At 70.2% G+C, this 12,755-nt stretch carries 9 protein-coding genes; 4 read left to right on the top strand and 5 right to left on the bottom strand.

Translation table 11 applies throughout. The annotated features are described in order from the left end of the window. Nucleotides 1-17: 17 nt before the first annotated feature. A complete protein-coding gene (locus HUA74_RS38150; RefSeq protein WP_174458533.1) occupies nucleotides 18-446 on the top strand; it encodes a hypothetical protein in 429 nt (142 codons plus the stop codon). 474 nt (nucleotides 447-920) lie between these two features. Here HUA74_RS38150 and HUA74_RS38145 read toward each other — a convergent pair whose 3' ends face one another. Together HUA74_RS38145 and HUA74_RS38140 are read right to left on the bottom strand one after the other, a co-directional pair. Further along, nucleotides 921-1,844: an SDR family oxidoreductase gene (locus HUA74_RS38145; RefSeq protein WP_174458532.1), complete on the bottom strand. Its 924-nt coding sequence runs from the start codon at nucleotides 1,842-1,844 to the stop codon at nucleotides 921-923. A gap of 40 nt (nucleotides 1,845-1,884) precedes the next feature. Further along, on the bottom strand, nucleotides 1,885-2,739 hold the full coding sequence (locus tag HUA74_RS38140) for a lysophospholipid acyltransferase family protein (RefSeq protein WP_141647253.1): 855 nt from the start codon (nucleotides 2,737-2,739) through the stop codon (nucleotides 1,885-1,887). 89 nt (nucleotides 2,740-2,828) lie between these two features. Here HUA74_RS38140 and HUA74_RS38135 point away from each other — a divergent pair, with 89 nt between their 5' ends. Beyond that, complete coding sequence (locus tag HUA74_RS38135; protein ID WP_174458531.1) at nucleotides 2,829-4,142, top strand: DUF2252 family protein; 1,314 nt, start codon at nucleotides 2,829-2,831, stop codon at nucleotides 4,140-4,142. A 79-nt stretch (nucleotides 4,143-4,221) separates the two neighbouring features. Then, complete coding sequence (locus HUA74_RS38130; RefSeq protein WP_254625446.1) at nucleotides 4,222-4,929, top strand: triacylglycerol lipase; 708 nt, start codon at nucleotides 4,222-4,224, stop codon at nucleotides 4,927-4,929. Nucleotides 4,930-4,932: 3 nt separating this feature from the next. Here HUA74_RS38130 and HUA74_RS38125 read toward each other — a convergent pair whose 3' ends face one another. The 3 genes from HUA74_RS38125 to HUA74_RS38115 all read right to left on the bottom strand — a co-directional run bounded on the left by HUA74_RS38125 (nucleotide 4,933) and on the right by HUA74_RS38115 (nucleotide 8,006). Next, nucleotides 4,933-5,871: a polysaccharide deacetylase family protein gene (locus tag HUA74_RS38125; RefSeq protein WP_174458530.1), complete on the bottom strand. Its 939-nt coding sequence runs from the start codon at nucleotides 5,869-5,871 to the stop codon at nucleotides 4,933-4,935. 19 nt (nucleotides 5,872-5,890) lie between these two features. Further along, complete coding sequence (locus HUA74_RS38120; protein ID WP_141647250.1) at nucleotides 5,891-6,601, bottom strand: glycosyltransferase family 2 protein; 711 nt, start codon at nucleotides 6,599-6,601, stop codon at nucleotides 5,891-5,893. A gap of 91 nt (nucleotides 6,602-6,692) precedes the next feature. After that, nucleotides 6,693-8,006, bottom strand: coding sequence for an NAD(P)/FAD-dependent oxidoreductase (locus HUA74_RS38115; RefSeq protein ID WP_174458529.1), 1,314 nt, complete (start codon nucleotides 8,004-8,006; stop codon nucleotides 6,693-6,695). A gap of 196 nt (nucleotides 8,007-8,202) precedes the next feature. Here HUA74_RS38115 and HUA74_RS38110 point away from each other — a divergent pair, with 196 nt between their 5' ends. Then, complete coding sequence (locus tag HUA74_RS38110; RefSeq protein ID WP_174458528.1) at nucleotides 8,203-12,741, top strand: tetratricopeptide repeat protein; 4,539 nt, start codon at nucleotides 8,203-8,205, stop codon at nucleotides 12,739-12,741. The last annotated feature ends 14 nt before the right edge of the window (nucleotides 12,742-12,755 follow it).

The following is a 12,755-nucleotide window of genomic DNA, read 5'->3' as shown; positions in this document are numbered from 1 at the left end:
ATGCTACCGTTCCCCCTGTGAATCGCCTGCCTGCCCTGTTTCTCGCGCTCGCCCTGTCGGGATGCGCAACCGTATCCAAGAAATCCGACCTGGAAGAACTCAAGCCCACCGTGGACAAGTTCCACCAGCTCATCCGGTGGAAGGATTTCCGGAGCGCCTCCCGCCTCCTCGTCCCGGAGCGCCGCGCGGCGTTCTCGCGCGCCCGCGTCGAGCTCCATGACGAGCGGGACCTCTCCATCACCGACTACGAAATCGAGGAGGTGCGGCTGGCCGAGGACGGGGCGCACGCCACGGTGCAGAGCCGCATCCAGTGGATGCGCCTGCCGTCCGCCTCGGAGAACACCGCCGTCGTCGTCTCGGAGTTCGTCTTCCGGGACGGCGTGTGGCTCCTGGAGCGGCAGGACGCGGGGCCCTTCGTGGACGAGCTGAAGGGCGCGCTGCCCTGAAAAGAAACCGCCCACCGACTCGGGGCCGGCCGAGGCGGTGGGCGCCGGGAGCTCCCCAATGGAGCGCCCTACAAGAATCCGCCCATCGGCTCGGGGCCGGCCGAGTCGATGGGCGTCGGGAACTCCCCAATGGAGTGCCCTACAAGAATCCGCCCATCGGCTCGGGGCCGGCCGAGTCGATGGGCGTCGGGAGCTCCCCAATGGAGCGCCCTGACATGTGAGCGGGGCGACGGTGTTGTTCAGGCCCGCGTCGCCGCGCGGTGACGCCGGAACCTAGAGCAATGGCGATGCCACTCCGCGCACCGGGGGTGGCGTGCGGGGCCCTGCATTGGAGATTCAAGGGCTTGCACTCGCGGCCGCCCGACAATGAGGGGGGCAGGCCGTCGGGGTGCTGACACTCCTGTCAGAGGGTCCAGCCTCCGGCGTCGTGCCATGCACGACAACCGTGTCAGGGAACCCTCGGACTTTCCTTCCCTACTCGGCCTGCACCGCGCGGATGGTTTCCCGCATGGAGTAGTGGGGCTTCCAGGCCACGTCCTGCACCCAGCGGCTGCCGTCCACGGCACACAGGAACTGGATGTGGTCCAGCTCCGGGGGCGGGAAGTTGGCGATGCGGTACTTGAAGAGCATGCCCAGTAGGGGCCGGGCCAGGGGGTGCGGGACGGGGATGGGGGAGTTGCCCAGCTCGCGCATCACTGCGGACAGGGGCACCTCGCCGGGGCCGACGATGTTGTAGACGCCCTTGGGCTCCGGGCGGAGGGCCGCCACCATGGCGCGCGCGACGTCCTCCACGTGGATGAGCTGCACCATGGGGTCGAAGCCGGCCAGCATCCACGGGTGGCGCAGGCGCAGGTAGTTGGAGGGCGCGTTCTTGATGGTGGGCCCGACGATGTGGACGGGCCGCAGAATCACCGTCTCGATGTGCGGGTGCTTCCAGAAGAAGCCATGCGCGAGCATGTCCACTTCAATCAAGTCCCGCACGCCGGAGAAGCGGCTGGCCGCCATGAGCGGCGCGTCCTCGGTGAGGAAGTTGGAGTTGTCCGGGCTGGGTCCGTAGACGTTCGCCGAGGACAACACGACGACCTTCTTCACGCCGTACTTCGCGCAGTACTCCAACAGGCGCGTGGTGCCCACGACGTTGAAGGAGTGGTGCTCCTCCTCGCTCATCCGCGGGTCATGCATGATGCCCATGTGGATGACGGCGCGGACCTCGTTCTTGCGGAAGACGTCCTCCGCCTTCTTCTTGCGCAGGTCCAGCTCGTACATCTCCACGTCTTTCGGCCGGCCCACGAAGGGACGCCGGTCGATGCCGATGATGCGCTCGTGCTTGTGGAGGAGCTTGGCGAGGGTGCGGCCGAGGTTGCCGCTGATACCCGTGACGACGACGGCCGGTCTCATGGTGCGAGCCTCATAACACCGTCAGCTGGGGTGCGGGCGCTCACCAGAACACCCCGCGACGCTCCTTGAGTCCCTGGTGAAGCATGGACTGGATGGCCGCCTTCACGGTGCGGACCTTCTTGTCCAGCTCGCTGTCCTCGTCGTCCGGGCGTCCCGTGAAGTGCATCGGGTCGCCGTAGTACAGGCGGTACTTGGTGGGCAGCGGGAAGGGCAGGCCCGTGGGGGTGACGGGGAAGGACGGGAAGCCGAGCAGCTTCGCCACGGGCTTGAGGTCCATGAGCGCGGGGGCCTGCTCCTCGGCGCCGACGACGGCCACGGGGACAATGGGCGTGCGCGTCTCCAGCGCCAGGCGCATGAAGCCCAGGCCGAACTCCTGGAGCTGGTAGCGCTGGGGCCACAGCTTGTTGATGCCGCGCAGCCCTTCCGGGAACACGAGGATGGCCTCGTCGGACTCCAGGAGCCGCCGGCAGTTCTCCGGCGTGCCGACAATCTGGCCCATGCGCGCCATGAAGGTGGAGACGTACGGCAGGGACGGCACCCACTTCTCCACCATGCTGCGCATGGCGCGGGGCGGACTGGCCTCCAGCATCAGGGAGACGCCAATCATGGCGCCGTCCAGGGGGAGCTGGCCGGAGTGGTTGGACACCAGCAGCACGCGGCCGGCGGGGACCTTTTCGATGCCGTAGGTCTCCACGCGGAAGTAGTTGCGGTAGAGCCACAGGAAGGGCGCCACCGCCGACAGGCTGAAGTCGAGGTTGTAGCCGAACGGGTCGACCCCGTACTCGTTCTCAGGCCGAACCAGGGCCTGCATCCGCTCTTTCTGCTCGTCGTTGGCCAGGCGGTCGGTCCATTCGCGCAGGCCCTTCTTCACTCGGTCGCCGAGTCGCTCCAGCATATCCCTGGTTCTTTACACCACCGGCCCCCGTACCGGGAGTGGGGAAACCTTGCCGTGCCCATCCGGGATAACGTGAGGAGCCCACGCCCATGCGAATTCCTCCCCGCCCCGCGGCTTCCACCCCGAAGGCCGCAGCTCCCGTCTCGGCGCCCGCCAGCAGCGACAGGGCCTCCGCGTCCACCCTCCGACGCGCGCCCGGGCAGGCGGTGACGTTCAGCCAGGACTTCCATGCGCGGCTGGACCTGCCTCCGGCGCGCCTCGAGGAGAAGCTGGCGTTGATGCGCGAGCGCCCGTCGTCCTTCTTCCGGATGATGCCCGCGCTCTTCCACGCGGACCTGCGAGGCTCCTACTCCGCCGAGTCCCGGCTGGTGGACCGCCCCGCGCCCCGAATCCCGGTGGTGGGTGACGCGCACGTGGGAAACCTCGGCACCTTCCGCGGGCCAGAGGGCAAGCCGATGTGGGGACTCAACGACTTCGACCAGGCCGGGCGCGGCTCGCCGGAGGTGGATCTGACGCGCATGGCGACCAGCGCCGTGCTCACCGCGCGCGAGTCGGGGCTGTCCTCCAAGGAACAAGAGGTCGTCCTCCGGGCCTTCGCGGACGCATACTTCTCGACACTCGAGTCGCTCGCCGGAGGCGCGGAGAACCCCGGGGCATTCCTCACCAAGAAGGAGGCCACCGGCCCGGTGGATGACCTCCTCGGGGACGCGAACGACACCTCGCGAGAGGCCCTGGTGAAGAAACATGCCCGGCTGGAGGGCCCTGACGCCGCGAGCTTCCGGACCTCGGACACGTTGAAGTCGGTCTCCCCCGCGAAGCAGCGGGAGGTGCGGGCCGCCCTGGCGGACTCCCTGGCCGCGCTGACGGGACGGCAGGACATCGCCCTGCCGCCGCGCGTGCTGGACGTGGCCCAGCGGCTGGACGCGGGCGGCAGCAGCTATGGGCTGGAGCGGTACTGGGTGCTGGCGCGCGCTGCGGACCCGAAGGCGCCTCCGGTGCTGCTGGAGCTGAAGGAGCTGCTCGCCCCGAGCGTGGAGTCGCCTCCGCTTCCAGCGGACGGAAGCGCGGTGGTGGACGCGCAGCGCAGGCTCTCCGGCCACGCCAACCCGCTCACCGGTGCCACTCGCATGGGAGGGCGGGCCTTCCTGGTGCGCGAGCTGGAGCCGGAGAAGGCGAAGCTGGGAGACGGGGCGCTGACGGGAAAGAAGGACCTGGTCTCGGTCTTCACCCAGGTGGGCCAGGTCCTGGCTCGGGCCCACGGCGCCACGCCCAAGCAGGCGCGCGAGCTGAGGTCCTGGGTGGGCGACGACGCGGCACAGGCCACGGGCCGGCTGTCGGCCTTCGCGCGGGCCTATGCCGACCAGGTGCGAGCGGATTGGAGTGCACTGCGTGACGGCACCTGAGCCCCGGGCCGCCACGAGTGGACGAATGCCCCCGTGGCCCCATGCCAGCCAGGGGTGACGTCGCCATGTCTCGCCCCGCATGCGCACGATGCTCGTCCTGCTGGGCCTGGCCTGGCTCTTCTCGGGGTGTGCCGTGACGGCCGCCGCGCTCGCCGCGTCGTCTTCACGGCTGGCGCCCGTGGAGCAGCGCGCGCCCGTGCTGCTCGTCCATGGCATTGGCGACGACGCCAGCGCCTTCGACCTGCTGCGCCGCCGGCTGGAGCGCGAGGGCTGGCCCCATGTCCACGCCGTCTCCATGGTCCCCAACAACGGCAGTGAGGGGATTCCCGTGCTGGCCCGGCAGGTGGCCCGTGAGGCCGAGGCCCTGCGTGCACGCACCGGCGCCCGCCGCGTGGACGTGGTGGGCTTCAGCATGGGGGCGCTCGTCACGCGCTACTGGGTGCAGTTGCTCGGAGGGCGTCTGGTGGTGAGGCGCTTCGTCTCCATCTCCGGCCCTCATGCGGGCACGGGACTGGCGTTCCTGGGACGAGGCAAGGGCGTGGCGCAGATGAGGCCCGGCAGCAGGCTCCTGCGGGCACTCCAGCAGGACCCTCGTCCCTGGGGCAGCACGGAGGTGCACAGCTTCTGGACGCCGTGGGATTTGACCATCCTCCCCGCCTCCAGCTCACGGCTTCCGGGGGCCAGCGAGCGCACCTTTCCCGTGCTGCTCCACCCGTGGATGCTCACCGACCCGCGCGTGCTGGACTCGGTGGTGGACGTGCTCGGCTCGCCCGCCGTGGCCAGGTGACGCTCACAGCGTGGCGGACAGCCGCCCGGCCGCGTCGCGCAGCGTGACGATGTCGCATTCGGACTTCAGCCAGCCGAAGATTTCACGCAGCCGCTCGAGCTTCCGCGTCGCGCTGACGCGCAGGTCCCGCTGCTGTCGGACCAGCTCGCCGGGAATCCCGTCCGTTGCGTCCAGCACGTCCACGCCGTGGAGTTCGAAGTTGAAGAACGCGTCGCGGCGGCAGGAGCGCCACGCACCTCGCAGGGTCCGCAGCGGCAGCGTGGTGGCGAAGGTGCCGATGAAGGGGAAGCGCAGCACGGGCGTCACCGCCATGGGCAGCTCCAGCACCGAGCCTGTGCCCCGTCGATAGGGCCGGGCCGGGTCCGGGCGGTACGGCACGCGGGGCGCGAGCAGCACGCGAGGCGTGTCGAGCACCGAGCGAGACGGGCGCCCCATCAGCGACAGTGCGCCCATCACCGCCGCCTTGGCCGCGTAGTACGGCGTGGCGGGAAACGCGGAGGAGCCATACCGGTAGCCCAGCTCGACGGTGGCCGCGTAGAGGTCCGCGTTCAGTGTGTAGCCCGGCGCGCGGAAGCCCTCGGGCCGTACGCCCGTGGCCGCGAGGATGGCCGCATCGGCGCGCCGCAGGTCCTCCAGGATGGCGGCGGGGCCCCGGCGCGTGAGGGCGTAGTCATGCGAGTGGCTGTGGCTGGCCACCTCGATGCCCGCTTCATGGGCCGCGCGCATACCCGAGGAGGCAATGGTGTCCGCCTCCAGGTCCTCGCCGATGGCGAAGAAGGTGCCCGGCGCGCCGAGCGTGTCGAGCAGCTCGCGGAAACGAGGCACCGCCACGGCATGGACGAGGGAGCGGGCACGCGCATCCAGCAGCGACTCCGGCAGGCCGTGGATGCGGCAGTAGTGCGGCAGGGAGTCGAGGTCGACGGAGATGGACGCCAGCCTCACGGTGCGCGCCCTCCCCTGCTCACGTGCCGCGAATGCGGATGACGTAGAACAGCTTGCCCACGTTCTTGAGCACGTTGGGCACGCGCTTGAAGAGGTGGATGGACGGCTGGCGCTTCTCGTGGAGCTGGATGGGAATCTCCATCACCCTCAGCCCCTCGCGCCAGGCGCGGATGACGAACTCGCTGGCGAACACGTCCATGTCCACCACGCACTTCTGGATGACCGGGAGGAGCGCCTCGCGGCGGAAGGCCTTGAGCCCGTGCGTGTCCGTGCCCTGGAAGCCCAGCGTCACCTTCAGGAGCTTGTTGTGCACCCGGGTGGCCGCGCGGCGGATGAGGGGGCGCTGGTCGCTGGCGCCCTTGGCCGCCTTGGAACCCACGACCATGTCCGCCTCGCCCCGCTCCAGGCGCGGCAGCGCCGCGTCGTAGAAGGTGACGTCACAGAGGTCGATTTCGTCACAGATGACGTAGGTGCCCCGGGCCATGCTGATGCCGGCCTTGAGGGCGACGCCGTAGTTGGGGCGCTCCGAATGGAACCAGCGCAGGCGCGGGTGCTTCGCGCACAGCTCGTCGAGGATGCGCGGCGTGGCGTCCCGGGAGCCGTTCTCCGCGAAGATGATTTCGTAGTCGAGTCCACGCGCATCCAACCCCTGGCGGAGCTCGTCCGCCGCCGAGGTGATGATGGACTCCTCGTTGTAGACAGGGATGACGACGGACAGGTGCGGTGCCATGGAATCAGGTCCGGACAGGCTGCGGTCCGGTCCGCCTAGCATGCCCCGCGCCACCCGTCGACAAGATGCGGCGCGGCGCGTCTCGACTTCGTCAGCCGTTCAGCGTCCGGGCACACGCCCGCCCGCCAAGGATGGCGTCCTCCATGGACGAGTACTCCCACTGTCCGTAGCGGCCCGCCGTGAGGATGCCCGCGTGCTCCAGGAAACGGAGGATTTCCGCCTTCGCGGGCCCGTAAGCGTCGTCGTAGAGGACGTAGGCGTGGGGAATCTCCCGGGCCTGGGCGAAGAGGACGTCGTCCGCGGAGTGGATCATCTGCGAGCGCAGCAGGTCCTCCACGGCGTACTTCTCCGCGGCGGCCGGGGACAGCTCGCCGTGGTGGCTGTACTCCACGTAGAACGTCGCGGTGTCCTTGGGGGCCAGCGCGTCGTACACCGCCGAGGGTGAGCCGATGCGGTACGTGTGGAACTCCGGCTCCGGCAGGTAGATCCAATGCCAGGGCTGCCGGTTGGCGCCCTTGGCGGCCACGGCGACGTAGGTGACGGTGGTGGCGCGCAGACGCTTCGCGGCGGCGACAACCTCGTCGGGAACTCCCGAGGCGCCCTGGGCCAGGAGTCGCACCAGGCCGGGCAGCGACACGGTGGACACCAGCCCCGAGTAGGACAGCGTCCGGCCGTCGGACAGCACGACCTTGCGCGCCTTCCAGTCGATGGAGGTGGGCTCGGTGCGGACACTCAGCTCGCCGCCCTTCAAGTCTCGCAGGATGGCGCGGGCCAGGCTCTCGATGCCGCCCTCGCGCGGGTAGACGAAGGACGCGTTGTAGCCCACCGCGTCGCTGCCCGCGCCGAGCGCTCCGTCCACCACTTCCTTGAGAGAGGGCCGGGGCACGAAGCGACCCACCCAGGCGGCGGACAGCTCACGGGGGTGCACCGTCCAGAGCTTCTGGTTGTAGGGCACCATGAAGTTCTTCGCGAAGCCCTCGCCCATGTAGCGGAGGATGAACTCCTCGAAGTCGCGAGGCTCCCGCTCACGCAGCGCTCGGCCCTTCTCGCCGTAGATGGCCTCCACGTACCCGACGAGGTTCTCCGCGACGACGTCCGGCGGCAGCCCGTGGGTGTTCACCTGGTACGGGAAGCGCGTGAAGACGCCGCGCGTGAAGATGCCCGCCTTGCGCTGGATACGGACCATCTGCCCCGGCAGCCAGCGCGTGTTCACCAGTTCCTGGATTTCGGCGTCCCGCAGGTGGAGCCAGTGCCCGGTGGGGTCGAAATAACACCCATCGATGACCTCGGTCTTGATGAGGCCGCCGACCCGGTCTGACTTCTCGATGAGGAGCCAGGGCTTCTGGAGGAAATGGGCGGTGGAGAGACCCGCGAGCCCCGCTCCCAGGATGACGATGGGTTCCATACCGGGTCGGTCCTACCACCTCCTCCGGGTGAGGGGGAGCCGAACGCGCGGTGCCAGGGGCGCGAAATCTCAAGCCCCCTCGGCCGCCCGCCTGGGAGTAAAGGGGGGGACCGCTTCCACTGCGGGCTGGCGCGTTCTTTCCGGGCTGGAAACGCCTCTGGTAGCCTGCGCGCGCCGGTCCCGTCGAAGGAACCCCATGAAAGTCTCCTGCCCGTCTTGCCAGACGAATTACAACATCGATGACAAGCGGATCCCCCCGGGTGGCGCGAAGCTCAAGTGCGCCCGGTGCCAGACCACCTTCCCCATCAGACCCGAGGGAGTGAGCGCAGCGGCCCCTGCCGCGCCTGCTCCGTCGGCCGCCGCCATTCCCCTGCCTGGTGCGTCCGCGCCGAGCGCCGCCGCGATTCCCCTCCCCGGGGCCGCGCCGTCGGGCGCCATCGCGATTCCCCTCCCGGGCGCCGCGCCCTCGGGGGCCATCGCCCTGGGGCACGAGGCCATTCCCCTCCCGGGCGCCGCGCCACAGTCCGATGGCTTCGGCTACGACGCGGGTGCCATTCCGCTGCCCGGCGCCTCCGCTCCGCAAGACGACTTCGGCTACGACACGGGCGCCATTCCGCTGCCCGGTGCCTCCGCTCCGCACGACGACTTCGCCTTCGACGCGGGCGCCATTCCGCTGCCCGGCGCCTCCGCGCCGCAGGATGATTTCGGCTACGACGCGGGCGCCATTCCGCTGCCCGGCGCCTCCGCGCCGCAGGATGACTTCGGCTACGACGCGGGCGCCATTCCACTGCCTGGTGCCTCCGCGCCTTTCGACTCCGGTGCCATCCCGCTGCCGGGTGTCGCGTCTTCGTCTGGCGCCATTCCCCTGCCGGGCGCGGTGGACGCGTTCAGCGAGGGCTTCGACGACGTGGAGCCGCCCGTCCGCCAGGACCGGGACGTGACGCGGGTCGTGGCCATTCCGATGCCCAACGCGGCGTTCCGCGAGCCGCCGCGGCCCGCGGCACCCCCTCCGCCCAAGGCGGGGCGCGAGTTCGACTTCTCGGACGACTCGCTGGCGCCGCCGGTGGACCTGGCCCACGGCTCCGTCGAAATGCCCGACGTGACGGGCACCGCGCGCGACTTCGACTTCTCCGACGACGCGCTTCCCGTGCCCGCGCAGCCTGAAGCGGATCCTTTCGCCTTCGACGTCGAGACCCCGAGCGGCGAAGCCACCGCCTTCGCGCTGCCTCCCACGCCCAACCCCGCACATGCCGGCTACCCGGTCGAGGCGAACCCGTTCGCGCTGCCTCCGCCTCCCGCGTACGCGGAGGCGCCCATGACGGAGGACCCGTTCGCGCTGCCGCCTCCGCCGTTGGAAGCAGACCCCTTCGCGCTGCCTCCGCCTCCCGCGTATGCGCAGGCGCCGATGACGGAGGACCCCTTCGCGCTGCCGCCTCCGCCCTCGGGGGGACCGTCGTTCGACTTCGCCGAGCTGCCCGTGCCCGCGGGGGAGGATCCGTTCTCCGCGTCGCAGCCCACCGCGGGAGCGATGGACTTCTCGGACCTGCCGTCGCCCGCCGCGCCCGGGATGGACTTCTCCGACCTGCCGTCGCCAGCCGCGCAGCCGCAGGACCTGTCGTTCGACTTCGCCTCGCCCCCCTCGCCCGGGTTCAACGCGGATTTCGGTTCCGCGCCCGCGCCGGTGCCGGACTTCAGCCTCGACTTCGCCGAGCCCCCGCCTCCCGCCGCGCCTCCCGCGTCGTTCAACCCCTCGGTGGACTTCGGCGACGTGGACTTCGGGATGCCGCCGACTCCCGCGGCGTCGCCCGGCATCCCGGACTCGCTCGAGTTCGACCCCACCGCGAGGCCCGGTGACGACCTGGAAGCGGACCTCTCCGACCCGCTGCCGCCCCCGCCCAACGCGGGTCCGGCGGACGGCCTGGAGATGCTGTCCTTCATCGACGACGCCGCGAGCCGCGAGACGGGCCAGGCCGGCGCCAAGGTGCGCCGCTTCCACGTCCGCCGTCGCTCCGGCAAGGTGTTCGGCCCGTTCGACGAGGGCGTCGTCGTCAAGATGCTCGAGGACGGGCAGCTGCTCGGCAACGAGGACGTCTCCCTGGACTCGGAGTCGTGGTCGGCCATCGGCACCATCCCCACCTTCGCCTCCGCCATCCAGAGGCTGATGGAGGGCCCGTCCAAGGTCGTGGCCGCCGCGCCCGTCGCCACCGCGTCGGACTCCGAAGCCCCTCGCGCCGACCCGGGTGGAACGCAGGCGAACATGCGTCGCCTGGAACAGCTCTACGAAGGCCGCATGGCCGCGGTCTCCGTCGTGGACCGCAGCGGCGCCGACGCGAAGATCAAGAAGCGCATCCCCCTGTTCGTCGCCGCCGGCGTGGCCGTGTTGATGCTGGGCATCGGCGTGGGCACGGAGTTCGGCACGCGCTACGGCGCCTTCGGTCGCCGGGCCATCTTCCCCGCGCGCGTCTCGGACGGCTCGCCCCAGGCGCAGCTCGTGAGCCAGGCGCGCCAGGCGCTCCTCCAGGACACCTTCGCCAGCTACAAGCAGGCGCACACCCTCTCCGCGCAGGCGCTCCAGGAGAAGGAGTATCCGGCGGTGCGCTCGCTGTGGTGCCAGTCCGTCTACTACCTGCAGCGCAAGTACGCCGCGGCCGACATGGCCGACATGGGCCGCTGCCGCGAGGCGATGGCGGACATCGCGCTGCTGGGCGAGAAGGACGTCGACGTCATCAAGGCGGCCGCGTCGCTCGCGCTCACCTCCCGACAGGCGGACGCGGCGCTGCCCCCGCTGCTGGACGCCTTCAGCCGCGAGGCGAATCAGGCGGACCTGGAGCTGGCCTTCCTCGTGGCCGAGGCCCAGGCGATGAAGCGCGACCAGAACAGCGCCATCGAGACGCTGAAGAAGGTGCTCGCCGCGGACCCCAAGTCCGCCAAGGCCCACCACGCGCTGGGCAACCTGCACCAGGCCGCGGGCCGTGCCGACGAGGCCGCCGCCTCGTACGCCGCCGCGCTCGAGGCCGACCGCAAGCACGCCGCCTCAGCCGTGGAACTCGCGGCCGTGCAGCTGCTGGTGCGCAAGGATGCCGAGAAGGGCACCCAGTCCGTGGACGAGGCTCTCGCCGAGGACGTCCAGTCCGCGCTCGGTCCCGCGGAGCTCGCTCGCGCCCGGGGACTCAAGGGCGTGGCGCTCTTCCACCAGCACAAGCCCAAGGAGGCGGAGGCGGAGCTGAAGTCCGCCCTGGAGAAGGACCCTCAGTCCGACTTCCTCAAGGCGCAGCTGGCCCACGTGATGCGCGCCCAGCGCAACTACGAAGGCGCCCTGCCGCTGTACACGGCGCTGGCCTCAGAAGAGGGCGACAACCTGGAGTACGCCGACGGCCACATCACCTCGCTGGTGATGACCGGGAAGATGCAGGCCGCGCTGGAGGCGGTGCAGAAGGCCAGCGGGAGCTTCCCCAATGAGGCCCGCATCGCCTACCTCTACGGCCGCATCGAGGACGCCCTGGACAAGCTCTCCGAGGCGGAGGGCCACTACAAGCGCGCCATCGCCGCGGACGCCACCCTGGTGGAGGCCAACCTCTACCTGGGCCGCTTCTACCTGCGGCAGCGCCGCAACGCGGAGGCCCGCACCCAGTTGGAACAGGCCGCCACCAAGGCCCCGGACCTCGCGGGCGTGCGCGCCGGTCTGGGTGAACTGGCCCTGGCGGAGAACAACGCGCTGCTCGGCCAGCAGGAGTTCGAGCGCGCCGTGCAGCTCGACCCGAACCTCGCCGACGCCCACCTGGGCCTGTCGCGCGTGGCGCTGCTCAACAACGACCTGGAGAAGGCTCAGACGGAGGCCAACCGCGCCCTGGAGCTGGACCCCCACTTGCTGAAGGACGGCCGGCTGCAGCGCGGCATCGTGCTGTGGCGCCTGGGCAAGCTCGACGAAGCCGTGGCCGAGCTGGAGAAGGCCAAGGCCGAGGACCCTCGCTCCACCACGATTCCCATCACCCTGGGCGCGGTGCTGCTGGAGCGCGGAGACCTGCCCGGCGCGGAGAGCAACCTGGGCCTCGCGCTGAGCAACGAGCCCTCCAACCACGAGGCGCTCTACTACCTGGCGCTCGTGAAGGCGAAGCGGATGGAGTTCACCCAGGCCATGGACGCCATGCGCAAGGCCGTGGAGCGCGCCCCCAAGCGCCCCGACTACCACTACGCCTACGGCGTCATCCTCCGCGACGCGAAGAACCTGCCGGACGCCATGCGCGAGTGGAACACCGCCGTGGACCTGGACCCGGCCAACGCCGACGCGCACGAGGCGCTCGGCCACGCCCACCTGGAGAACGGCGAGTTCGACGAGGCCATCTCCTCCTTCGAGGACAGCCTCAAGTCAGACCCGCGCCGGACCCGGGTGCTCGGCTCCATCGGCGACGCGTACTTCAACGCGGCCCGCTGGAACGACGCCATCAAGCGCTACCAGACGGCCCTCAAGGCGGACGCGAAGCTGACTCACGTCTACTACAAGGTCGCCCGCGCCTTCACCGAGCAGGCCCAGCACGCCAAGGCCATCGACTGGTACCGCAAGGCCTCCAGCGTCGAGCCGGAAAACCCGATGACCTACTACTACCTGGGCTTCGCCTATAAGGAGAAGAACAAGCGCCGGGAAGCCGTGCAGGCCTTCAAGGACTACCTCGTGAAGAAGCCGGACGCGACGGACAAGAAGGACATCGAGGAAGAGATCTACGACCTGCAGAACTAGCCGGCAGCCGACAG

The organism is Myxococcus sp. CA051A (assembly GCF_013336705.1).
Taxonomy (GTDB): Bacteria; Myxococcota; Myxococcia; order Myxococcales; family Myxococcaceae; genus Myxococcus; species Myxococcus llanfairpwllgwyngyllgogerychwyrndrobwllllantysiliogogogochensis.
Note: the sequence above shows the minus strand (reverse complement) of the source record. Positions and strands in the feature narration are given on the sequence as shown.